The sequence below is a fragment of the Mastigocoleus testarum BC008 genome (assembly GCF_001456025.1).
Taxonomy (GTDB): Bacteria; Cyanobacteriota; Cyanobacteriia; order Cyanobacteriales; family Nostocaceae; genus Mastigocoleus; species Mastigocoleus testarum.
In genome coordinates, this window is the sequence record NZ_LMTZ01000112.1 from 38,806 (window position 1) to 64,479 (window position 25,674).

Genomic DNA, 25,674 nt, shown 5'->3' on the forward strand with positions numbered 1-25,674 from the left:
AGAGTGACTTAACAAACTTGTTATTTACTTAAATTATTGAAAAACTGTTAACTGTTCGCTGTTAACTGTTAACATTCAAGCCTTATGGCATGGCGATTAACCGATAACTGACAATGGATTTACTAGTATGGCGCAAGATTTTGCTTGGCTGCATCGTGGCACTGTAGAAATTTTTCCTCAACCTTTACCTCAATCTTCAAATGCTGAAAGTGAAAATGAAAGTCTCGAAAAGCTTTTAGAAACTACAGATCGTCCCTTACGAATTAAATTTGGCATTGACCCTACAGGTACCGATATCCACCTCGGACACAGCATACCAGTACGGAAATTGCGAGCATTTCAAGATGCAGGTCATACCGCAATTCTCCTGATTGGTGATTTTACAGCTCGTATTGGCGATCCGACGGGTAAATCCCAAACCAGACGGCAACTTACGGAAAAAGAGGTGAAGAAAAATGCCCAAACTTATATAGATCAAGTTCGACCGATTTTAGATTTTGATACACCCGGACGACTAGAAATCCGTTATAACTCAGAATGGCTTGGGAAGTTAGATTTAGGCAAGATATTGGAATTACTTTCTACCATGACTGTTGGACAAATGCTGGCAAAAGAAGGATTTGCCGAACGCTACAAAAAAGAAAATCCGATTTACTTGCATGAGTTTCTTTATCCTTTAATGCAGGGCTATGATTCTGTTGCTTTAGAAGCAGATGTAGAATTGGGCGGTACCGACCAAAAATTTAATCTTGCTGTAGGGCGAGATTTACAGCGCCATTTTGGACAAAAACCACAGTTTTGCTTGTTGTTACCTCTTTTAATTGGTACGGATGGCGAGCAAAAAATGTCTAAATCTTTGAATAATTATGTAGCTTTACCAGAACACCCTGCCTCTAAGTATCAAAAACTACAAGGTGTCCCAGATAGTTTGTTAAAGCAATACTTTGAATTGTTAACTGATTTACCTTTAGATAAATTACCAGAAAATCCTCGCGAACAGCAATATTTACTAGCTAGAGAAATTGTCAGACAGTATCACGGGGAGAAAGCTGTTCAAGAAGCTGAAGCCGCAGCAAAATCAGGTGGTAAACAAGGAGAAATTCCTGAATTTTCCCTTACTCAAGTAGAATTTCCGGCAAAATTATTTTATATCCTTAACGCTAGTGGCTTGTGTAAAAGTAGTGGCGAAGGTCGACGAAAAATTCAAGAAGGTGGCGTGCGTTTGAGTGGCGATCGCATTACCGATATTGATACTACATTTGAACAAGTTAGTGAATTGGAAGGACAAGTTTTGCAAGTTGGTAAGAAGAAATTTATCAAGCTTGTTGGGTAAGTTGGGGATTTACCAGTTATTAGTTAACAGTTAACAGTTTATGGCTAACGCCACGCCCTTACGGGCTACAGTTATCAGTTACCCATTACCCATTACCAATTACCCATTACCAATTACCCATTACCCCTTACTTTTTAACGGTGACAAATAACAAAATTATCGTTCCTTTAGATGTTCCCGATCTGCAAAGTGCGATCGTATTAGTAGAAAAATTAGACGAAGTTAGTTTTTGGAAAGTTGGTTTAGAACTTTTTACTGCTTCTGGACCACAAGTTTTGGAATATTTGAAGTGTAAAGAGAAAAAAATTTTTTTGGATTTGAAGTTCCACGATATTCCTAACACGGTTGCTGGTGCTTGTCGTAGCGCTGCTCGTTATGGAGTGGATTTATTGACAATTCACGCAGCAGCAGGGAAAGATGCTTTAAAAGCAGCGAAAGAAGCAGCAACAGAGGAAGCAAATAAGCTTAGTTTACAGCCACCGCGTTTAATTGCTATTAGCTTGCTTACAAGTATTTCTTCACGACAGTTAGCATTTGACTTGAAAATACCTTTAGAATTGCCTGAATATGTCTTGCAAATGGCATTAATGGCAAAAGAAGTTGGTTTGAATGGATCTGTATGTTCGCCCCAAGAAGCATTCCAATTACGCGAAGTGTGTGGCGATGATTTTCTATTGGTTTGTCCTGGGGTACGTCCCACTTGGGCGGACAAAGACGACCAAAAACGAACTTTTACTCCCGCGCAAGCAATAAAGGCTGGAGCAAATTATTTAGTTATTGGACGTCCTATTACTGCATCTACTGAGCCGATATTAGCTTGGGAAAAAATCTGTGCAGAGTTGATCACAACTACATGAAAATAATTTATTCTTTGCTTCTCCCTAAATTCAAATCTCTACAAATTGCTTCTTTATTCATCGCAAGCTTATTTTTCCAAGTCATAAATTTGGCTTTGATTGATTCAGTCTATGGATCTAGTAATTACGTATCAAAGTTTTCAGGAAGATTGAATCATTCTCAAAGTTCTAGAGAAATTTACCTTTCGAATTGGAGTAAGCAGCAAGATACAAGTAATAGTAATTATTTTCAAGAGAAACAAAGCATAAATTTTTCTCGCAAATTATCTGTTTGTATGGAGAAAGATGTAGAAGCATTAATGACCAAGTTATTACGCGATCTACCGGGTTACGCCAATCGTGTTAGCCAACGGTCTCGTCGTTTGAGCAGGACTACACAAACTTACAGTTATATGTTGATGGCGGGAAAACCTGAATTTTCGCCATTACCTACCAACATTCTTGAAGATACAGGAAATAGATCGAAAAAATCACAAGATAAAGACGTTAAGCAAGTTTTCTTTACTACTCTAGAAAGAAAATATATTCAAAAAAAACCCATTCAGTCGCAGCAATTTCATCGCTTGTTTTTAACTAAAACTAAAGATGGTTGGCATATGGTAATGATGTTTACTCAAACAGGTTCTTACCCTAAGAGTAAACCACCGACCCCTCCACGTGATAGTAGCAATGGTGTTGTTGGACAAGCAATTAAAACTTGGTTGCGAGATTGTCGAGTCGCTGAAAGCACAAGTCGAAGAAGCTGATAATTACTAGTTTGATAATTATTCGGATTGAGCAATTGAAACGGGATTTGCGATGCTTGCGCTTATGCGCTGAAGTTATCTATTATGTTAACTGATTGCTATATAAGTAGTGATTCGCCCTACCCCAGATCAAGTAATACTAATTCCGGGTTAATTACCCCTTTTTAGAATGAGAGAGGGAAGTGTGGGAGGTGTGGGAAGTGTGGGGGGAAATCCCAAAAAATATAAAGGGTTTTTAAAAATCGGATTTGGTATAAGGAGCAATTTCTTCTATTATATTTAATTCTAATAAGTAAAATTATTATCCGCGATCGCATTATCTAACTATTATTAGGTTTTCGATCCAAGCGAGTTGCTTCTTCTATAGCTGCTTTTTCCTTTGCTCTGCGAGCATAGGGTTCTAATTTGACCAAATCCCAATTAGTTATAATGCTAATATTTTCCAGGCTAACGCCTCGCATTAACATCTCGACACACCAAGTTTGTTGAGCTTGTGCTACGTCAGGTGGTTTTCCTTCTGGAGTTAATATTTCTTCAGTCCAAACTCTCCATTGGGACTCAATTTCTGATTCTGATATTGGTAAACCATCATCGTTGAGAAACATCGCACTTTCACTATCTTTACGAATTTTCAACCATTTAGTTAATGGATTTGCAGTATAAGAGCCATAACGTTTACCCATAATCCATTGATTTACAGGGACTTGGCGCATTTGTTCGCCACTTGTTGTTACTTGTAAAAGATGTTGGCGAGTGTCTGTAATTTGATGCGATCGCTCTAAGTTGCAAATTTCTGTAGGTGACAATCCAGATCCAAACAAAACATATCCTAAAGCATAATCTTGTAATCCTGCTTTTTTGGCTTGTCGCAAAATTTGATTAACTAAATTCGCCGGTAAATCAGCTACTGTCCTAATATTTCTATCGTTCTGAGGGACCAATAATCCAGATGAAGTGTCATTTGCAGATGATATTGCTCCATGCAAAAATAATTCCACCAAGTTGTCTAGAAAATCATCGCGGTCTTCCCAAAGTCCGTGGAACTCACTTGTGAACTCGATCGCCGTATAGCCTAATATAATTCCATTTAGTAAGCTGGCTAACTTTTCTGCTGTTAAATGAGTAGTTAAATGACCCTGTTGAATTACTGAAGCTAAATATTCTGCCACATGACCGTTAGCTTCAGTTAATACTTTTCCTAAAGCACGACGATTTTCTGTAGGATATTGGTCAGCCTCACCAACTACAGATCTGACAAATTCTGGATTCTTTTCTAATGCATGCAAGCAAACACTTGCATAATCCTTGAGTGCTTGGTAAACATTTTCTGGAGGATTCGCTTTCTGGATAAGAGATTCCCCCAAATTCCCAAATACTTCTGATTCTTGAATTACAGCCAATAATAATCCGTTTTTATTACCAAAATGTCGAAATAAAGTAACTTCATTGACTTGAGCTAACTCTGCTATTTGGCGAGTGGTCGTGCTACTGACACCTCGAGATATAAATAACTCCAAAGCTGCTTGGATCAGACGTTGTCGAGTTGAATTGGTTCGAGCGCACATAGGCGATAGCTTGCTCCTGGGTTGTTAAGTTAATTTTTTTGCTATAGGCGGAAGTACCGCACTGCTCACCATCTTTATCTCTGAGGTGAATGCTAAATCTATAACAATTACGGGTCCAACCACAAGAGTTATTATAAATAAGCAAGTAGCACTTGCATAACAATTCAAATATTGTTAGCATATTTAATGTAAGTGACACTTGCTTTCATGGTTTCAGTAATCTGTTGGTTTGACAGTTTGTTGTTTTGAAGTATTTGTTTTGAAGTATAGAGAGAAAACCTCTCCCTAGTTAAATCTTAAGTTTTCACCTATCTATTCATAGGATTTTTTATGAACACAAAATTGGCGATCGCCTCTAGTGGCAGTAATTATGCTGCAATTAATCGGGTAAACGTAGCATTTTTTGCTACATTTCACCTGCTAGCACTATTGGCTCCTTGGTTTTTTTCTTGGTCTGCATTAGGTCTAACTCTATTTCTCCACTGGCTATTAGGGAGTATTGGTATTTGCTTGGGTTATCACCGTTTGTTAAGTCATCGTAGTTTTCAAGTTCCCAAATGGCTAGAATATATAATTGCAACTTTGGGAGCACTGTCCCTCCAAGGAGGACCAATTTTCTGGGTTGGGGGACATCGTCAACATCACGCTCATACTGAAGATCTGGATAAAGATCCTTACTCTGCAAAAAGAGGATTTTGGTGGAGTCATATGCAATGGATTTTGTCCCCTCGTCCAGAGTTTTTTGACTACCAAATATATAAGAATTATGCTCCCGATCTAGCACGACAAGGATTCTATCGTTGGCTAAATCGCTACTTTTTATTTTTACAAATTCCTTTAGGACTCTTACTATATGTTTTAGGTGGTTGGTCTTTTGTTGTCTATGGAATTTTTGTTCGGTCAGTTTTACTTTGGCATTCCACCTGGTTAGTTAATTCTGCTACACATATGTGGGGCTATCGCACCTTTAATCATGATGATAACGCTCGTAACTGTTGGTGGGTATCTGTTGTTACCTATGGAGAAGGATGGCATAACAATCACCATACTTTTCCTCACTTAGCTAAATCTGGCTTGCGTTGGTGGGAAATTGACATGACTTGGTGGGCGATCGGGTTATTAAAGACTTTAGGTTTAGCTAAAAAAGTTGCACTACCCGATCCATCAAAAATGCCAAATATTTAAAAGATTGGTAGGTAGTAACAAGTTTATATTGTAGGTATCTCTCTCTTGTGTCACTTTCTAATTATCGAGGACCGTTAAATAATCAACTAGATCTATCAAATTAGGTAAAGCAATGGATGTAGAGCAATTTCAACCTTTTCAGCCTACATCCAGCATTAAACCATTCCTAAGGCAAATGCTAACACTGCGTTAGCAGTGCGGGCGTATACCAATTACCAAAAAACTGTTATTATTTCATCAAATCAAAATCATTTTCAAGTGTCTGATAAACATTCATTAGCAATAAGATTAGACAATATTTACCATCTGCTTGAACTTCAGCTTAAAAGTTTAATTGTTTTGAAATAATCGTACCCTCAGCTACAGTTAAATAACTCTGAAATCGGCAAAATTGTGAATACATATCCCATAGGCTCATTCTTATTCAAGATTGTCTATGACCTAGTACATAATCAATTTTTGACTTAAGAATAAACTCCTAAAACAGTAAGCTAATTTAACTAATAATATCGGGAGCCGCATCATTTCAAATCATAATTTACCTGTCAAAAATAGGGATTGCGATTATAACTGTAGGGATTTCACAAATGCGTCCGATCGATGTAAATCATGCAGCCGTTTCATGAAACCTAGAATTATTGTCTGTAGCTTAGGACGTACTGGATATAAAGTCTTTCGATTGCTTAGACAGCAAGGAGCATTAGTTGTCGGTATACATCACAAACCAATTGCAGGAGAATGTGCTGGAGATGTGATTATCGGCGATTTACATGCAGCTAGTACCCTAAAAGCTGCAGAAATCGAAAAGGCGAATACTTTAGTAATTGCTGGTGAAGACGATGCATTGAATTTATGGATTGTGATGCAAGCGCGAGTGCTTAATCCCCGCATCCGGATTATTAATCGCTTTTTTAATACTAGTTTGGGTTCGCGTTTGGATCAAACATTACCCAATCATTTGACCATGAGTGTTGCTGGTTTAGCTGCACCTGTATTTACTTTTGCAGCTTTGGGCAATCAATTAATTGGACAATTAAAATTATTTAATCAAACTTGGCCGATTCATGAAGAATATATTCATAGATATCATCCTTGGTTGGGCAAAAAATTAAATGAATTATGGGAAGACCGTTCCCGGATGCTAATTTATTATCTCCCCGTTCAAGGTGAGATAGATTTGGTTTCAGCGGTTACTTCCGGACAGCAATTAAATGAGGGCGATCGCCTAATTGTTGGTACCCAACCCCGTATTCGTCCAACCCGCAAATCATTAATTACCAAGTTACTTAAAGTATTGACTAATCTGCGGCAGTTTCAATACCATGCTCAATCGGTAGTTATAGCTGCGATCGTGTTAATGGTTATTATTACCATTGCTACTCTTACTTATGTTTCTGCCGAACTAAATATTTCTATAGTTGATGCTTTATATTTTTCTGTAGGTATGATTACCGGTGCTGGTGGTAGTGAAAAAGTTGTAGAACAAGCTCCCAATAGTATCAAAATATTTACTGTAATAATGATGTTGATTGGAGCAGCAGCCTTTGGTATTTGGTATGCTTTGCTCAATGAATTTATTTTAGGAACTCGATTCAAACAGTTTTGGGATGCGGCTAGAGTACCCCGTCAAAATCATTATATTGTTTGCGGTTTGGGTGGTATTGGGATCAAAATCGTTCAACAATTAAATGCTAGGGGACATGAAGTAGTAGTTATTGAACCAAACATCAATAATCGCTTTGTTAATACAGCCCGTAGGCTTGGTATTCCCATAATTCAGGCTGATGCTAGTTTTCCTGAAACTCTCAAGTCGAGTAATATCGAAGATGCTGCTGGACTACTTGCTGTTACGGGTAACGATGCAACTAATGTTGAAATTGCCTTGAAAGCTAAGGGTCTGTCACCTAGAATACCCGTAATCGTCCATTATGCCGATCCAGACTTTGCTCGGATGGCGCAGGAAGTGTTTGACTTTGAAGCTGTTCTTAGCCCAGCAGAACTAGCCGCTCCAGCTTTTGCAGCAGCTGCTCTTGGCGGACGAATTATTGGTAATGGAATTACTGCTGATAGCCTTTGGGTAGCATTTTCTACTTTAATTACACCCTCCCACCCTTTTTGTGGACAAAAAGTCAGAGATGCAGCAATGAGTGCTGATTTTGTTCCCTTGTATCTGGAAACTAACCATCAAACAATTCATGGTTGGGATCTATTAGAAACTTCCCTGAGTGGTGGAGATACATTATATTTAACAATGCCAGCAAACCGACTGTACGAACTATGGCGACGCGCACCATCCCAGGTCATGGTTAATTGAATTGTGGTTAATTAAAATATGCTTAATTGAAGTAGGCTCGGCTCGAATCCAATTTAACAATCAAATTATTGCCAATTATCTATTCCCATTACCCATTACCTATTACCCATTACCCATTACCTAATCTCCAATCCCCAAATCAAACCTGCTCTGAAATAATAAAAGATTTCAAAAAACCTCTAGCTTCAGGAAAATATATCTTGCCATATTTAGATACTACAAAAGCTTGATATAAAGTTCTTTTTCTCGGGTCGATTAATATCTTCGCCCTATAAGCAAATCCATTATTACCCCGCATAATTATTTCTTTTCCAGGGTATCCATTATCACTAATTCTCTTTTGTCTAATAATTTTAGAATTGGTACTTTTAGCAATAATACTAGTTGCCCTATTTAAGTATCGGTTAACATTAGATCTGGAGGAACTACCAGAATATTTAATACTTGAAGTGAAATATCCCCGACCTGTTGCTCTGTCTTCATAGGTTACCAAGACGTAATCTTGTCCTTTGTTATTAGAGCGACGTTGTTGCTTTGGACGTCGAGGAAATTTAACAGTATAGCTACCATCACCTGAAGTATAGGAATACCAGTTTCTAAGTTGAGAATTTCTAGTTTGAGATCTAGAACGAAAATTTCTCAGCCGAGAACTTCTTAGTCGAGAATTATATGCTTGTGAACTTCTTGAGGGAGGAATTGAGTTTTGGAAGTTTCTGGGAATATTATTTAATGCTGTGAGTCTGACAGGAGAGCGATTACCGCCATTGTCGCAATTAATAACGGTTAAAGAACCATCAAGTTCTGTTCTAATCAAAAAATTATCTGGGAAATAAGTAGCAAAGCGCGAGCCAGTTTTTGTATTAATTGGATTGGAACCAAGTAAAATTAATCCGTGTGAAGAAGTATACAATTGCATATTCTGCCGAACAGTATTACTACCTCCTCTACCATCGGGAAATTTAACTAACATGTTTCCCCTACGTCCTTGCATTTGTAGTGTCGCGACATAAAGAGCAGTACCACCGGTCCATTGCAGTCGCCAATTTCCATCTATATTGTTTCTCCCCGGATCGATCAATAGTTCCTGAGAACCACAGATATTAGCTTTACGACTGTTAGAAGCAAAAACACCGTTATTTGCTCTAATTGAATTACTTCTATTTTGCGGTTCTGAAGAAGTGCTTTGGGTGTTAACTCTATTTGTGCTACGACGATTAACATTAGAATTTGCTGTAAAACTCTTTTGTGGTATTTGCGATACAACTCTTCCTGCTGCGATCGCACCAACAAGTAATCCAACTAATGGTTTCCAAGGAATTTTAACGTTTTGGTCTTGACCTTTAACAACTAAACATCTTGCAATAATGTCATGAAGCGCTTGTTTTTCTGGAGTAAAAGCCGCCATTAAATAGCCAAAAAAGAAAACTCCTGCTCCAATTAAAAATAATAAGAGTGCTAAATATTGGTAAGGCGATTCTCCTCCCCCGATATTTTGAGCCATTAATGCTACTAAGCCAGCAGCAAGCCAAATTAGAATCGAAAAAGATTTACCAAAATACCTTGCAGTAGCTTTACCAAAAGAAATTTTATTACCTTGGGCATCAGTAACCATTATTCCTAAGATTTTTTTACCAAATGTAGCCTGCAAGGGAGAACTTTCCATAATTGCAAAGTACATCCAGCCAACTACAAGTGTAAAAATGTTATAAGCAATTACTTTTGGGTTATCCCAACCATTGTTAGAATTACCCCAGGTCGGCGGTACACCAAAAGCAACAATGAATTGCAATATTAGTAGAATAATACCATCAACTAAAACTGCGACAAATCTTTTCCAAAAGCCAGCATAATTATTTGTAATAGACATTTTACTATTTTCTAATAACTAAAGAATTAGAAATTTTATCGTGCAGGGTTTGTTTTTTATCTGTAACTCCTGCCATAAAAAAACCAAAGCAAGCAGTTAAATATGAAAGAGATTTACTGATATATCTTTTGGCAGCTTGTTCGAATGTAATTCGATTTCCATTGATATCAGTAACAGCAATCCCCAATAACATTTTCCCTAAGGTTCCTTGGGTGGGAGAACTTTCCATTACTAAAGAATATATAAAGCCCAAAATTATATATTCAGCTAAAAACCTCAGCCAAAATCCCTCATTATTGTCAATTCCACTGGTAATTAAGTCAAATATTAAAGCACTAACAATTAAAATTGTTTTGTCTATAATGTCGGCAACTACTCTTCTCGAAATACCCGCATACTTAATAGGAACAGGTAAATTATTAAATGAATTATTACATGAATTGCTTGACGAATTACTAAACGAGCTATTACTAGATGAACCAGTACTAGATGAACCAGTACTAGATGAAGTATTACTGGATAAATTTTGTGCGGGTTGCTGTTTTAAAGATGGTGTTGGGGTTGGTGTTGGTTGTCGTGATGGTACTGATTTTGCTTGTGATGATGAAGTTGGGGGTACAGTAGAGTTAACATTCGTAACATTTGGTACTTGAGGTGTTCCTGGATAAACTGTCTTTGTTAATTCTTGAACTGCTTGTAATGCAGCTGATGCTGAATTATATCGCTGATTCGGATGATAGCTAATCATGCGATCCAAAACATCCGCTAGATCGCTTCTTACTTGAACTAAATGACGCCAAACAACTTCTAATGTGTTGGTATCAATATCTAATTCCAAAGGATATGTACCTGTCAGTGCTTCAATACCAATCATTCCTACGGCATAAACATCACTGCACAACATTGGATGTCCCCGTAGTTGCTCGACTGGCATATATCCTTGAGTACCTACAACTGCTGTTGTAGATGTTATCATCCCTTGAGTATTAAAAACTTTTGTGCTTACTTGTTTAACAGCGCCAAAATCAATTATTACTACTTGGTTATTTTGATAAAATAATATGTTTTCTGGCTTTAAATCGCGATGGATAACTCCGTGTTGATGTACAAAAGCTAGTATTTCTAATATTTTCTGTAATAAAAAAATAACTTGATTCTCAGACCATTTCTGACCGCGAACTATTTTTTTTCGCAAGTCATCGGCGTCAACAAATTCTTGGACGAGAAAAAATTCTTGCTGTTCTTGAAAATAAGCTAAAAGTTCGGGGATTTGGGAATGTTTTCCTAGTATTTCTAAAGTTTTTGCTTCTTTCTCAAAGGCTTGTTGCACCCATTTAAAGGTTGATTGATTCTGGGGTTTTAGTCTTTTAACAACACAAGGTCGATTGAATCTTGAGGTATCTACAGCTAAATAGGTTTCCCCAAAACCACCTTCACCTAGTTTTTTTGTAACTTGGTAATGTCCTTGAAGTATTTCCCCTACCAGACTTGCTCCTAACATAAATATGCTTACGCAGTTTTCAGGATATGAATATTATTCTGTTTTTTTTTATACTTTATTTTAGGGAGTTTGTTGACTAGCTTGTTAATTAAATCTGAGCAATAATAGTACTCCTACTACCGTGTTTTTATGTAAGTATAAAATTACAGACAGACTCTGTCGAGCTGATGTCACGAAATTCTACAAACAATTCACAATCTCAATAATTTTTTAAACGAAATACTAAGCTGTTAATATATGTTTAATATTGAGTTTATATTGAATTGACATTTAATATATACAGTAAATGTTTAAAAATTTCTGATAATTGTGTGGAAAAATTATGATAATCAAACCAAATATAATCAAATAAATCTATCAATTTTATTTTTTATTTTTTTAGCGCGGTCTTCCTGTTTTAGTTTTACTTATTTTCATTCGTTCAGTATATTGCTATAATTGTTACCACATAGCATCAACGTTTATACGGTTATTGAATTTATGCGGTCCACATAATTTATATTTTTTCCAAAGAGATACTTTATAAGCTTTATACGGGGTTATAGTAAGAAATTAATTCCGTCACAATTAGTCTGTCTTCGTTATTAATGTGATGAAATAATAGATAATTTATAGATGATTGGAAGATATAGTAAATAGCTAGCATCTTTAAATTTGATATACCCCCATTTTTTCCCTTTCTACTGAAAGCGTTTGCCTCAAAATCAGTATTTCCCTGACTTGTGATTGAAGAAGTAGAGCGAGTATAAAAGATTTATTACAGAAGTAAAAATTTAGCTAGCTTTAAGTCTTCTATGAAAATAAGTTATTTCAAACATCAGACAATCAATTCAGCACCTGTCCCCTCCAATAGCTTGCTTGATCGTGTTGCAAAAGTTTTTATCATTGCTAATAAAGAACCCACCGAACAGCTAGAAGCAGCTTTGCAAAAAGAAGGTTTTGATTATCAAATTCTCAGACAAGAACCTTTGCCGAATTTAGAACAATATTCTCGTAGTTATCTGTGTTTGATGAATCATCGTCGAGCTTGGGAAGAGGCACAAAATCAGACCAAATTGACTTTGATTATTGAAGCAGATTTTGTTCCCGTCACATGTATGGGTCAACTACCCTTACCCTTTAATCCCGAGCATTCTGATGTGGGAGTTAGTTGGATTTATACCTGTGCTTCCCAAGTATACAGTATTGATTGTGAGGGTTATGCTCAAGGCTTTTCCGTTTCTACAGTTGCTTATATTGTTACTCCCCAAGCTGCAACTTATCTATTGGAACTAGCTACAGAAATTAAGCAAAAATATGGAACCGATCAATATTCGAGTTGGGATTCGACGATCGATAAATTCCTTCGTCAACGGAACCTAAAAAATTATATTCCTTGGCGCAACTATGGGGAACATGGTGGTATACCCAATCCCGAACACCGACAAAATAATCTCAGTTCTAGCCACCGTGCAGATGTTTTATATGGAAAATTAGCATTTATGCCAATATATGCCCTAGATAAGAATCAAGGTAAATTAGAATTAATGAAAGTTAGATTAAAAGCACGCCTCAAAGGTATTGCAAGATTACTGAGTGCACGCTTTCTCAGAATCAAAGTCATTCAAGGTTCTAATGTACCGGGTCGATTGATTCGTTTTGCAGTATTTCGCCAACTTTCTTGGTTACTGTGAAGTTAATATAACAATATTGGTGCTCGAAAGCGATTCTATTTACTAATTGTTTTGACTTTATGATCGCAATCTATTCTCAAAAGAATACTACATTAATTTTGTTTAAGAGAATGTTTATAAGTAAATTATAAAGTAGGGTATGTTACGGCAAAATAAGGATTTAATCGTGTAATAATTCAAAATTTGCTGCAGCGCACCGATATAACTGCAGCAATTTTATTTTTTGTTTATAAACAACTCCCAAGTACTTAATCCTCTTTTGTCACTTTCGGCAGATAATAATCTACAACCTTCGTGTTTCAAAGTTTTCGCAATAATAGGGTATAAATGGCATTAATCTTAGTACGAACGCCAAAACTATTGTTACATCTAGAACTCAAAATAAGCTCCATGTATTTATTTCCCCAGAATAACAGAAGAGAATTAACCTTATCTTGTTTAACCTAGTATCATTAGTTTATACCTAACACCTTAAGATATTTTTCAGCACTATATTCCAAAGTAAATTGATTTAGCCAATCAGAATCTATTTGCTTTGTATTTCCAGAAAGTACTTTTAAAATAGCCTCAGCCATAGCCTTAGGGTCGCCAACTGGGGTTAATTCTCCGTATTTACCTCCCGCTAAAATCTCTTTGGGACCGCTAGGACAATCTGTGGAAATTACCGGACAACCACAAGCCATAGCTTCAATTAATACGTTACCTAAACCTTCCCATAATGAAGAAAGTACAAATGCGTTAGCCTTACTCATGTAAGCATAAGGATTATCTACAAAACCCTCCATGTAAACATCTTTTTCTAAGCCTAATTCAGAAATTAAATTTTTTAGATTATATTTTTCCGATCCATCTCCCAAAATTACTAACCGACAACGACGCATTTTTCGTACTAGAGCAAATGCACGTAATAAAGTCGGATAATCTTTTTGGGGTTTTAACCTTCCGACAGCAAGAATAACTGGTGGTTCTCCCGGTTGAAACCATGGGTGATGAACCGCTTCTTTGGCTCTTATAAAAGTTTCAGAAGTTAAAACCGGATTATAAATTAAATCAATACGTTCCCGAGGTAAGTGGGTAACATTGGCTAAATCTTCAGCGACTCCTTCAGAAACAGCCACAATATTATCCGCAAAAGGGTAAAAAAGTCTTGCTGCGAAGGGTGTCAAACGTACTGATAGTCTGGGAATACGTTTTGCTTCTACAGAAATAGTATTACGTTCTGATACTATAATTCGCGTTGAAACCCTAGCAATATGCTTCGCTAGAATGGCTATTTCACAAGGATAGTGTAAAGCAGCTAATAAGCTTGCAGGCTTTTCAAATCGCAGATATTTAGCTAACTTTAAGGGAATGCTAAACTTAGATTGACCTTGTAAGTCTATAAGTCGAATATCTGGTGGTAATTGCTTTAAAAGAGGACCTTCTGCTCTTGCAAGGACCATATCAACTTTTAGATTTTGTTGTAAAAAAAACTGAGCTAAATTTAAGCATACTCGTTCGGCTCCACCACCGTTAAGGGTACGTAGAAAAATTGCAATGTCGGGAGAATTTTTCAAGATTGTGTTATTCATAATTGATTCTCCATAATCACAAAATAGCAATATATTATACTTTTCTTGTCCTAGTAATTTCTGAGGGTTAAGGTGGCAATTGCAAAAACTACTAATGCTGAAAATAACCACTATAACCGTTAATTGACCTTTGATGGTAATAATCTGATGGTAATACACCGGTTTCCTTTAATGTTGCTACACTTAGAACGCGGCAAGCCGAATGTTTATAGAAGGAAACAACGAACACGAGATCCCGCGCCGCCAACAGGCGTCATCCAACCTAGCCACCCCACAGGGTGGAAATGCTGACCAAGACAGGGAAGAGGAAACGGGGAACAGATTCAAAGAATTGATGTGTAGTGGTGTTTTTTGCAATTGCTAAATAGATTACTTTAAAGAAACGTTTTCTCGTCTTTGAAGCTTCTTAAGAAAACATTCCAGTTTGACTTTACTTCTCTTAGTCTCAGTGTAGGAATGTTAAATTATTCAATACAGTTAGAATTGATTCTTATAATAAAAAAGCTACATTAAGGATAGATATGAAGTTTGGTTATCTACTACCTGCAATGCTCTTCGCTGTGTTCAATGTAATGCAATCATATCGATTTGTAGTGGCATTAGAACCAACAGAAGTTAATGCGATCGCTCAAAAAATTACAGTTCGTATTAGCGGTCCTGAAGCTGGTAGTGGAATAATAGTTAACAAGGAAGGTAACACTTATACTGTCCTGACTAATTGGCATGTAGTAGATACCACAGGAATTTACAGGATCCAAACCCAAAATGGGGCATCTTACCGAATTAACTCTAGCGAAATCAAACGCTTACCAAATGTAGATTTAGCTTTTTTCCAATTTCAGAGCAACCGAAATCACCAACCTGCGAATATGGTCCCTGATTCTGGCAAGGTAACGGAAGGAACAACAGTTTATGCTGCTGGTTGGTTAGATCCCGATGCTATTTGTCCCCAACGTTGCTTCCAATCCCGACCTGGAACTCTTTCCGTACGTTTACCTAATGCAAAAGATGGCTATGGTTGGATATATACCAATATTATTAAGCCAGGGATGAGTGGTGGTCCCGTACTGGATGCAAAAGGACGATTAGTGGGGATTAATGGACGAGGTATAAGGGATCCAAGAACTGGTACAACAGATTTTTTTGCAATTCCCATTAATACCTACAATACCTATGTAAAACCTAGCTCAACAACCCCGGTTTCAACAATAAGTCCTACTCCGTCTCCGACTCCAACAATTACAACTTCCCCAAAAGTTAGATATTTTACTCAACCACCGCGTTTGACTTACGCAGTTGCCACCCATGATAACATCAGGGAATGGGCAGTAACATATTATTTCACTGTTAAGCTACCAGAGAACGCTGGAACACCATTGCAAAAAATCACAATTGAGCAACGCAAAGGCTTAGAATACATTCGCTTTAATCTCAAAAAGAGTTTTGTCTTTGAAGGGACGCGTTCAAAAAAAGGAAAGAGGCTGCAACTCAAAGATATAACTAGCGATAAAAAAGCAAAAACAGTATCACTAGTATTCGATCCAGCAGTTGCACCTGGTAAAACTATCACAGTTGACCTACAAGCAAGACAAAACCCTACATCGGAAGGAATTTATCTTTTCGGAGTCACAGCGTTTCCCGTAGGTGAAAAATCTCGCGGTCAGTTTCTTGGTTTTGGACGTTTACATTTCTACAGTGGTACCTAATCTCTCCTGTTAGCGCCTAGCGACAGCGTACCGGTTTGGACGCGTCTAAAGACGAATGCACGCGTCTGACGACGTTAGCGCAGCAATGCCGTAAGGCTTAACCGCTCTTAGCGCAGCTATAGGTATTGCGTGACCGCAGGTCATATTCTGTCTCCTGACTTATGATATTTTTTAAACAGTTTTCATCCACTCAATACATTCTTGTAGTTGTTGCTGCATAGTATTAAAATCTGCATGGTGGCGACGACCATGTCCCGGTAAAACCCATTCAAAAGAGTACTGAGTTAATTTAGTCATAGACTTGGCTAATTCCGACCAAGAATACCAACAAGCGCGACGGAAAGCAATTAGTTGTTTAAGGGAATCTGACCATGCTAGATGATCGCCAGTAAAAAGAAACTTGTTTTTATAAAGTAATATTGTATGTCCCTTAGTGTGACCGGGAACGGGAATAATTAAAACTTCAGGTGTGAGTTGAAATGGTTCCAAACCTGTGAGTTTAATTTCCACATCGCGAGTATTATGGGAGATCTCGTCTTCATGAAGAATGCGTTGACAGTTAAAATGTGAAGCAAATTTATCATGATCTGCAACATCATCACGGTGAGTCATGTACATATAGCTAACTCCCCCCATCTGTTCCAAACGCTTGACTAGTGGAGGTGCAAACCGAGGGGAATCTACTAAAATATTACCTTCTGGCATTTGAATAAGATAACTTGCAGCACCAAAAGATTTTTCCGAATGGTAACCACAATGATAAATATTTTCTGCAACGAGAATTGGAAAAGTTAACTGAGCATCTTTAATATCTAGGGGTTTCTCAACAGTACCAATAGAACTAGTTGGACAGGCTAAAAGTGCTTGTAGTGCACCCAATCTTTTTGGTTCACTATTCGGTTGATTGTAAACTGTGGATTGTTCGTCAGTACGATTAAAGATATCAGGAGCCATCCAGCGACATGTATCACAGTCTATACAAGTTGTGTCTACGTAAAAATCGCCTTTTGTATTTTGCGGATGACGTAGATTTAAATTAGCCATGTGTGTGCTCTCTCTTACCCTGTTACTTTTTAGGTAGATGATGAATTTAGTATATACGAAGTCGGTATGACTACGATAAAAAAATTTAGAAGTATTCGTGAGGGTTACTAGCCCTCACAAATACGATAGGTATTTAAGCGCACATAACATAATTGGTGCTTCTATGGGCTATACAGCACATTTCAGGTTGATGAGATACATTTACATGGGTAGTAATAACTTTACCAAAAGAGTTTGAGGATATGATTTTGTATCTTATTTAATTTTTAATTGCAAAGTGCCATATCATACTTGGCGTTGAATAGAAAACTGAAGCCAATCCCCGACAAATGTATTCCTGAGGTGATGCCGGAAAGAAAGGCTACAATATTGATATATAGCAACCCTCTGCAGACTTGCTAATATCCCTTAATTAACCTTATCCAAAAATCAAAATATAAATTGATTTGGATCTTCTAAATTAAGTTCTTCAGGGGAAACTCCTTCCACAATTGCGATTAACTCAGGTGTTGAACCATCATTTAAAAATATTGCTGTTCCGGGTGGTAAATTATCAGGAGATGTACCCAAGGAATAATTACTTGCTTCCCCTACTAGTTGAATTTTGTCTTTAGTTTTCCCTTCAAGCTCGAAATCTGCGATCGCAGCATAATCGTCAGTTCCAGCAGTATTAGGATCGCCGTCATTATAGAAGACAGTCTCGATCGCATTTCGTAATAGTTGTCCTAACACAAAGACATCATTACCAGCATTACCAATCAATACATCTATTTCACCAAAACCAGGTTGGGGACTTAAAGTAGTAGTTCCACTCAAAGTGTCGTCACCATCACCACCCGAGACAAAATCATTACCCGAACCACCATTAACTCGGTCGTCACCGCGATCGCCAAAAACTAAATCGTTCCCTGCTGCACCGAAAACTTGGTCGTCATTTGCACCACCACTAACCAAGTCATTACCCATGCTACCACTAAGAATATCTTTACCCTTGTCACCGAAAACTTGATCGTTTCCTGGACCACCGTTAACTTTATCGTCCCCTGCTCCACCCCTGAGAACATCATCTCCGATTCCCGTGACGTCATCTACATCACCGAACAATAAATCATTCCCCTTACCCCCATTGACAACATCATTACCATTTTCCCCAATTAAAATATCAGGTTTAGCACCACCATAGAGAGAATCATTACCATCTCCCCCTCTAATAAAATCAGTTCCACCTTCTCCTTCTATGCGATCGTCACCACTTCCACCGAAAACGTTATCCTCTCCACTCCCAGCTTTAACTGTGTCGTTACCATCACCAGCACTGACGACATCATCATTACCCTCTAATGCATTGATGAAATCATCTTCTGGAGTACCAAAAAGTAGATCGTTATCTTTTGTACCGAAAATATCTGCCATATTTATCTGAACCCCCCAATATCCAAAACAGATTGATGCCAAGTCTACGAAAAAAACAATTAAGAACTTTTGTTATAGCGATCCTAAACGATTTTGAGTAATTAGATGCCAAAAAGATGCTGTAAGCTGTTAATTATCCTTTTTTAACAAAACGTTGAGTTCGAATTTCAAGTTCAAACTTTAAAATTATTACCTAAAATATTCTGAAATAATATTTTGACCAAAATGTGTGGTGAGGGTTTCAACTAGGACTAAAGGTACGGGAATACCTGTTTGTAAACGTTCTTCGCGGGTAATTACTTCTAACTCACCGGGATAATAAATCGGTTCCTCTGCTTGGATTCGTGGAGTTGCTTTTAGAGAGCTGATTGCTTTTTGCACTTCTTGTTCAAACTGTTTTCTATCGGTCCATGCTGCGACATCTAGTACCCACAATAAATGACCAGTACCGTTTGCTGCATCATGAATTGCTTTATTTTTAAACATCGCAGTTGTAGTTCCTAATAAGGGTCCGCATAATAAATCTGAGATGAATGCTAAGCCGGAACCTTTATAAGAAGCTGGTATATTAACTGCTACTTCCCAGGGATTATTCGTTGGTTTACCTTCTGCTGTTATCCCCCATCCCAAAGGAATTTCTAAATCTTGGTAAGCAAAATGTTTTACCTTTCCTCCACTTACCGCACCTGCAGCCATATCGATAATTACGGGTTTATTTGTACCTGTGGGAATACCCCAAGAAATGGCGTTATTACCTAACTTCGCGACCTTTCCACCAAAGGGTGCTAAATCCACAGCATTGGTATCTGTAGTTGCAAAACCAATCATTCCGGCTTCGGTAGCCATGCGGGTGTAGTATCCGGCGACACCAAAGTGATTGCTGTTAGTAACGCCAACAACTGCAATTCCTGTTTTACTTGCTGCTTCGATCGCCATTTCCATTGCAAACTTAGCTGCATATTGTCCTGGTGCTGCATCTGCATCTATGCGAATCAAACTAGGACGTTGGGAAATTATTTTGATTTGTGGTTTGGGGTTAATTCGTCCGCTTTTTAAACTTTTATCGTAACCAATTATTTGCTGTAAACCGTGGGAATCAATTCCACATAAATTTGCTTCTACTAAATGAATAATTAATGCTGTTTGGGCTTCTGATGATAAAAAATGGGATTTGAGTACTTTTGAGAGGAATTCGAGTAAGGTTGGCGATCGCACTGATAGGGTTTGCATAATCAGCTAAAACTTAGTACTAGTACCGCTATGCGGAAGTCAAAAGTTAAAATAGTTTTGCTAACAAAAGTCAACAGTAAGAAATACTGTTTCTTCTAGCTTTGACCTTTTATGAATTAGTATTTTATTTCCGCTGCGATTTACTAGTAGTCTACCCTTCAGGAAACATATTTCAAAATCCTTATAAAGTAATTTGAATTCTCCCTCGTGGCGCTCTTAACTTTCAATTTCCGATTCAAAAGGTTTATAAATATCAATGGTTTTATAATTCACTTCCCATTGTGTATTTATATCAATATTTGTATTGCTGCCTGCATCAATTTTCTTTTCGTTTTCTTTCTTGAACTGGGATGTGGTTTTTTGCTGTACAAAACGCTTAGTTTCTACTTCCCAACCGGATATTCCTTGAGATAAAGGCGTTAATTCTTGTAATATTTTTGATTCAATTTTTACAGTAAATGGTATAGATTCAGTGCCCCAAACGCTCGCTGTAACTTCGGCTTTTTCGGGAAAAACTTCTAAACGCAATACTAAAGGTATATCGCTCAAATTCCTTACAATTAAATCTTTATAGCCATAAGCTACAGTTGCATCTTGACCCAAGGTAAAAAAGCGTTTTTCTCCGTGAGCATCAATGCTGTGGTTATAGCGTTCTAGCACTTGAAAATTAGCCCAAAGTAAAGCATTAAATAGGGTTGTAGAAATCTGACATAACCCACCACCAACATCATGAGTTAGTTTACCTCTGAGTAACATGGGTCCAGAACGAAAACCATTTTTTATTATGGGACGAGGGACGCGATTCCAAAAACCGAAAATTTGCTTTGGTTGGATAATCAATCCATTTATTTGATCTGCAGCTAGCTGCATATTATAGATACGATTTTCGTTTATATCGGCTGATCCAGAACGTTGTTTGATGGGAGTAGTGAACCCACTCCATTGATATGGATAGTTATAAAGTTCTGTATAATTTTGCTTGTTTGCATAGTAAAAAGGATAGCCATGTAAAAGATTTTCTCCAGATTTGCGAAGATGACGGATGTAAGCTTTCAGGCTTTGTAAGGATTTTCGCATAATTGTGTTTAAATAGACTTTTTAGAATAGTGATATTACTTGTTTTTTTTAGAACTTTAACATCATTTTTACAAGATATCTGCAATTGATTATGATTATTTAGGGCTTGCTGTTAAAAAAGTCCTTTGGTGGGGGGGAGGTAATAAGGAAAAGTTTTACCCCTATTTTTTCAAATTTCTTGCAGTCCAAAAAATTGTAGATGCAAGGTTTTTAAGTCTTATATACTTTTTCTCTTGTACCCTAACCTCTCAGATAAAACTCCCTCTTAGCCTCCCAGATTAAACTCCCTCCTAAGCTCCCCAGATTAAACCTCCTGCTAAGCTCCCCAGTTAGCGGAAGCGTTAACATAGTGTTCGCCGTATGCGCGCTCGACGTAAGTCTTTGCGTCAGTATTGGGAGGAATGGCGGGAATTTTTGATGAAAAGTAACCTGTCAGAATAAACAAAATAAACTGATATTTGCTAGCCGAATAATCTCAAAAATGTCCGAAATTACATTCGCTAACATTGGAGATAATATTTGATATCCCTAATTTCCCGGATTTATGCAAGTCCTTCACCTTGACCTCAAGCCAATTCAGGATAATTATGTAGAATTACGTTACTTTGAAGGTAATCCCAACGATTATCAAAGTCGTTCTCTTCCTTTAACTGAGATTACGGATTTAATTCAAATTGCAGAACGCGATTACTACACGGTTTTGCCGGAAGACCATCAAATAACTGGCGAAAGATTATTTGATTGGTTAGATGGGAATGATAGGTTTTTTCAACAATTGCTGAATAAACAACGGGGTAAAGGGATTGTTTTAGCCATTAGTACTTTGGGAAACATCTCCCATTTACCTTGGGAATTACTGCACGATGGTAAGTCCTTCCTGGTCGAAAGAAAACCTGGGATAATTCCGGTGCGGTGGGTGTCATCGGATGAGGTGAAGCAATTATCTATCAAGCCACAACCAGAAAATCGGGCGTTGCAAATGTTATTTATGGCGACTTCCCCTTTGAATTTGGAACCGGTATTGGATTTTGAGCGGGAAGAAGCAAACATTCTGGAGGTGACAGCGCGACAACCTTTGACTTTGACGGTGGAAGAAAGTGGTTGTTTGGAAGAATTGGGATTTTTAGTCGAAAATTATGGCAAAGAATACGGGAAAGAAGATAATAAACAGTATTTTGATGTTTTACATCTCACCGGTCATGCAACAATAGATGATGGAGTACCAGCTTTTATTACAGAATCGCCCACGGGTGAGGCTGTATATTCCACTGCTGATGATATCGCTACAGAATTACAATTTCAGCTACCCAAATTAATCTTCCTTTCTGGTTGTCGCACCGGACAAGCAGGGAATTTTGGTACTGTACCTTCAATGGCGCAATCTTTGCTGGAACAAGGTGCAAAAAGTGTTTTGGGTTGGGGACAAAGCGTTTTAGATACAGATGCGACCTCTGCTGCTGCAGCTTTATATCAAGCATTATCTGCAGGAAAGTTGTTAACTGAAGCTTTAGCGCTGACTTACCAGGCTTTAATTAAGAATAATGCACGGGACTGGCATTTATTACGCTTATATGTGGCGGATACTTTACCGGGTAATTTGGTTACACCTTTACGAACCAGGGGAAGAAAACCAGCACCACCCCGTTCCTTCAGTAGCGAATTTTTAGATCCTGCGGGTAAGGTCAAAGTACCTACTAGAGAAAGTTTTGTCGGAAGACGACGACAGTTACAAAATTGTTTGAGAATTTTAATGAACCCCTCAGCAGAAGAAATTGGGGTGTTAATTCATGGAATGGGTGGTTTAGGAAAAAGCAGTTTAGCCGCGAGGTTATGCGATCGCTTAACCAATTTTCAGCGCGTTGTTTGGGTGGGAAGAATTGACGAAACAAGTTTAGTCCGTCGTTTAACGGAGAAGTTAGATAGTAAAGATTTGCGAGAAACCCTACAAAACCCAGATGAAGAATTAAAATTTCGTTTAAAAAGGGTTTTTGCTTGGTTACAAGAAAATGGGGATAAACCTTTCTTACTTGTTTTAGATGACTTTGAAACCAACTTAGAACCCCGCAACGACAGCTACATACTGAAAACGGAAGCAGAAGCGGTATTATCAGCTTTAGTTTGGGCGATTAATCAAACTTACGCACCCCACCGGATAATAATTACCTGTCGTTATGATTTTGAATCAAGCCATTTGCAAGATTTCTACAAACAACCCCTAGAAGGAATGCGGGGTGCAGATTTGCGAAAAAAGCTTAGTCGTCTCACTGCTTTTAATCAAAATAATCAGGATAATCAAGCACAATCCCAGGTAGATGAGACATTAAAAGCGCAAGCGCAACGGTTAGCAGATGGTAATCCCCGGTTGTTGGAATGGTTAGATAAAGTATTATTGCGATCAGACGTCGATGTCGCAGAAATTTTAAATCGACTGGAAACAGATCCTGTTGAACTACGCGAACAAGTTTTAGCGAAACAACTGTTGCAACAAATGGATGATACCATGCGAGGTATCTTACAACGGGGTTTGGTGTTTGAGTTACCCGTACCTAGGGAAGCTTTGGAAGTAGTTTGTGAAAATATTGCTGATTTAGATAACTATATAGATAAAGCTGTAGCCTTGGGATTGTTGGAAGTTAGTCCTGAACAGTCGCTACGAGTACCGAGAATTTTACCTTTGAAGTTACCAGTCATTGCGACAGTAGGAAACAATCCCCAAGATGTCATTGCAACGCAGGTTAGGGCAGCGTTTCCGCAAGGAAATAGCAATCCCCAAGCAACTGTAATTGAAACAGACACCACTATCATTACGGCGCAAGAAAGCAATCCCAAACAATCACAAATCAGTCCCGAAATATTTAAAGCAGCTTCCCATTTAAAGCAGCTTCCCAGGTTTTATATCGTTTGTGGTGGAAAAGTAGAGAAACTTCCACAGAAGAACAATTATTAGAAATTCATCGCTTAGCTTTGCTGGGGAAAGAAAAGGAAATCGCTGGTGAATTAGCATCTAATCTAGCAAATAACTGGTGTCAAAAAAGTCGTTACAGAGAAACAGTGGAGTTTTGTAAGTCAACCTTAGAAATAACAAAAGATTACCGCGTTCTCAAGGAAATGGCTTATTGTGAACTTGTATTGGGTGAAGTTGAACAAGCATTAGAGAATTATCAGCAAGCTAAAAAACTTTGTCCGTCGGAAGATGAAGGAGGAACAGCATTCATTTTTCATCATTTAGCAATCATTTACCAACAACAAGGTAAGGTGAATGAAGCGATTTCTCTTTACCAACAATCTTTGGACATAAAAGAAAAAATAGGTAACCAACAGGGGAAAGCTGCTTCCTTACACCAACTTGCAATTATTTATCAACAACAAGGTAAGGTGAATGAAGCGATCGCTCTTCACCAACAATCTTTGGACATAAAAGAAAAAATAGGTGACCAACAGGGGAAAGCTGCTTCTTTACACCGACTTGCACGGATTTACGCCCAACAAGGTAAGGTGGATTATGCGATCGCACTTTTCCAACAATCTTTGCAAATAAAAGAAAAAATAGGTGACCAACAGGGAAAAGCTGCTTCCTTGCACCAACTTGCACGGATTTACGCCCAACAAGGTAAGGTGGATTATGCGATCGCACTTTTCCAAAAATCTTTGCAAATAAAAGAAAAAATTGGTGACCAACAGGGGAAAGCTGCTTCCTTGCACCAACTTGCACGGATTTACGCCCAACAAGGTAAGGTTGATGATGCGATCACCTTTTTCCAACAATCTTTGCAAATAAAAGAAAAAATAGGTGACCAACAGGGGAAAGCTGCTTCCTTACACCAACTTGCACGGATTTACGCCCAACAAGGTAAGGTGGATTATGCGATCGCACTTTTCCAACAATCTTTGCAAATAAAAGAAAAAATTGATGACCAACAGGGGAAAGCTGCTTCCTTACACCAACTTGCACGGATTTACACCAAACAAGGTAAGGTGGATGATGCGATCGCCCTTTTCCAACAATCTTTGCAAATAAAAGAAAAAATTGGTGACCAACAGGGGAAAGCTGCTTCCTTACACCAACTTGCACGGATTTACGCCCAACAAGGTAAGGTGGATGATGTAATCGCCCTTTACCAACAATCTTTGCAAATAAAAGAAAAAATTGACGACCAACAGGGGAAAGCGGCTTCCTTACACCAACTTGCACGGACTTACGCCCAACAAGGTAAGGTGGATGATGCGATCACCCTTTACCAACAATCTTTGCAAATAAAGGAAAAAATTGGTGACCAACAGGGGAAAGCTATTACTTTGTGGTGGTTGGGAAATATCGCACAACAGCAAGGAGACAATAGCACCGCACTTGATTATTTACAAGAATCTTTAGAGATTTTACAGCGTATCAAGTCACCCTATGCTCAAAGGGTCAAGGGAAGGATTGATCAAATTAGTCGTGAATAACCAGGATTGACGTAAACAATTAGGTCATTACGAGTGGAAGGTAGTTTAGGGGAGTATAGAACGCAAAAAATTTTAATCGTCTGGGATTGCTATTTCCTAAAGGAAACTCTGACGCTAACCTAGCGTCGCAATAACAGCCATAGGTC

General features: G+C 38.0%; 17 protein-coding genes. 9 read left to right on the top strand and 8 right to left on the bottom strand.

The window, feature by feature from the left end; translation table 11 throughout:
• Positions 1-127: 127 nt before the first annotated feature.
• From tyrS to BC008_RS27960, 3 genes are all read left to right on the top strand, one after another.
• Positions 128-1,333, top strand: coding sequence for a tyrosine--tRNA ligase (tyrS, locus tag BC008_RS27950; RefSeq protein ID WP_027846133.1), 1,206 nt, complete (start codon positions 128-130; stop codon positions 1,331-1,333).
• A 140-nt stretch (positions 1,334-1,473) separates the two neighbouring features.
• On the top strand, positions 1,474-2,190 hold the full coding sequence (gene pyrF / locus BC008_RS27955; protein WP_027847009.1) for an orotidine-5'-phosphate decarboxylase: 717 nt from the start codon (positions 1,474-1,476) through the stop codon (positions 2,188-2,190).
• Positions 2,187-2,936 (top strand): hypothetical protein, encoded by a 750-nt coding sequence (locus tag BC008_RS27960; RefSeq protein WP_153009675.1) that lies wholly within the window; start codon positions 2,187-2,189, stop codon positions 2,934-2,936. The genes pyrF and BC008_RS27960 overlap by 4 nt, the downstream gene beginning before the upstream one ends.
• Before the next feature lie 320 nt (positions 2,937-3,256).
• Here the strand turns inward: BC008_RS27960 and BC008_RS27965 are convergent, their stop codons facing one another.
• A complete protein-coding gene (locus tag BC008_RS27965) occupies positions 3,257-4,501 on the bottom strand; it encodes a TetR family transcriptional regulator (protein WP_027844169.1) in 1,245 nt (414 codons plus the stop codon).
• Positions 4,502-4,831: 330 nt separating this feature from the next.
• Between BC008_RS27965 and BC008_RS27970 the strand changes: the two genes are divergently transcribed.
• On the top strand, positions 4,832-5,686 hold the full coding sequence (locus tag BC008_RS27970) for an acyl-CoA desaturase (RefSeq protein WP_058184079.1): 855 nt from the start codon (positions 4,832-4,834) through the stop codon (positions 5,684-5,686).
• Positions 5,687-6,308: 622 nt separating this feature from the next.
• Positions 6,309-8,000 (top strand): NAD-binding protein, encoded by a 1,692-nt coding sequence (locus tag BC008_RS27975; protein WP_027844167.1) that lies wholly within the window; start codon positions 6,309-6,311, stop codon positions 7,998-8,000.
• A gap of 139 nt (positions 8,001-8,139) precedes the next feature.
• Here the strand turns inward: BC008_RS27975 and BC008_RS27980 are convergent, their stop codons facing one another.
• Together BC008_RS27980 and BC008_RS51590 are read right to left on the bottom strand one after the other, a co-directional pair.
• Entirely contained in the window at positions 8,140-9,867 is a 1,728-nt protein-coding gene (locus tag BC008_RS27980; protein ID WP_058184080.1) for an RDD family protein, read from the bottom strand.
• 4 nt (positions 9,868-9,871) lie between these two features.
• Positions 9,872-11,368 carry a protein kinase domain-containing protein gene (locus tag BC008_RS51590; RefSeq protein ID WP_027844166.1) on the bottom strand — a complete coding sequence of 499 codons (1,497 nt, stop codon included), beginning with the start codon at positions 11,366-11,368 and terminating at the stop codon, positions 9,872-9,874.
• Between the two features lie 794 nt (positions 11,369-12,162).
• Here BC008_RS51590 and BC008_RS27990 point away from each other — a divergent pair.
• Positions 12,163-13,041, top strand: a complete 879-nt coding sequence (locus tag BC008_RS27990; protein WP_058184081.1) for a hypothetical protein — start codon at positions 12,163-12,165, stop codon at positions 13,039-13,041.
• 452 nt (positions 13,042-13,493) lie between these two features.
• Here BC008_RS27990 and BC008_RS27995 read toward each other — a convergent pair whose 3' ends face one another.
• Positions 13,494-14,612, bottom strand: coding sequence for a glycosyltransferase (locus BC008_RS27995; RefSeq protein WP_036266065.1), 1,119 nt, complete (start codon positions 14,610-14,612; stop codon positions 13,494-13,496).
• 521 nt (positions 14,613-15,133) lie between these two features.
• On the opposite strand from BC008_RS27995, the gene BC008_RS51595 reads away from it, so the two are divergent.
• Positions 15,134-16,318 (top strand): DUF2808 domain-containing protein, encoded by a 1,185-nt coding sequence (locus BC008_RS51595; RefSeq protein WP_058184082.1) that lies wholly within the window; start codon positions 15,134-15,136, stop codon positions 16,316-16,318.
• Between the two features lie 171 nt (positions 16,319-16,489).
• On the opposite strand, the gene BC008_RS28005 is transcribed toward BC008_RS51595, so the two are convergent.
• From BC008_RS28005 to BC008_RS28020, 4 genes are all read right to left on the bottom strand, one after another.
• Positions 16,490-17,362, bottom strand: coding sequence for an MBL fold metallo-hydrolase (locus BC008_RS28005; protein WP_027844163.1), 873 nt, complete (start codon positions 17,360-17,362; stop codon positions 16,490-16,492).
• Between the two features lie 429 nt (positions 17,363-17,791).
• Positions 17,792-18,775, bottom strand: coding sequence for a calcium-binding protein (locus BC008_RS48695; RefSeq protein WP_058184083.1), 984 nt, complete (start codon positions 18,773-18,775; stop codon positions 17,792-17,794).
• A gap of 189 nt (positions 18,776-18,964) precedes the next feature.
• Positions 18,965-20,005, bottom strand: coding sequence for an Ldh family oxidoreductase (locus BC008_RS28015; RefSeq protein WP_036266062.1), 1,041 nt, complete (start codon positions 20,003-20,005; stop codon positions 18,965-18,967).
• A gap of 216 nt (positions 20,006-20,221) precedes the next feature.
• A complete protein-coding gene (locus tag BC008_RS28020; protein ID WP_072207779.1) occupies positions 20,222-21,082 on the bottom strand; it encodes a VanW family protein in 861 nt (286 codons plus the stop codon).
• A 544-nt stretch (positions 21,083-21,626) separates the two neighbouring features.
• Here BC008_RS28020 and BC008_RS28025 point away from each other — a divergent pair.
• Positions 21,627-24,029, top strand: a complete 2,403-nt coding sequence (locus BC008_RS28025; protein ID WP_082650651.1) for a CHAT domain-containing protein — start codon at positions 21,627-21,629, stop codon at positions 24,027-24,029.
• A complete protein-coding gene (locus BC008_RS28030; RefSeq protein WP_058184084.1) occupies positions 23,984-25,528 on the top strand; it encodes a tetratricopeptide repeat protein in 1,545 nt (514 codons plus the stop codon). Before BC008_RS28025 ends, BC008_RS28030 begins: the two co-directional genes overlap by 46 nt.
• Positions 25,529-25,674 lie beyond the last annotated feature (146 nt).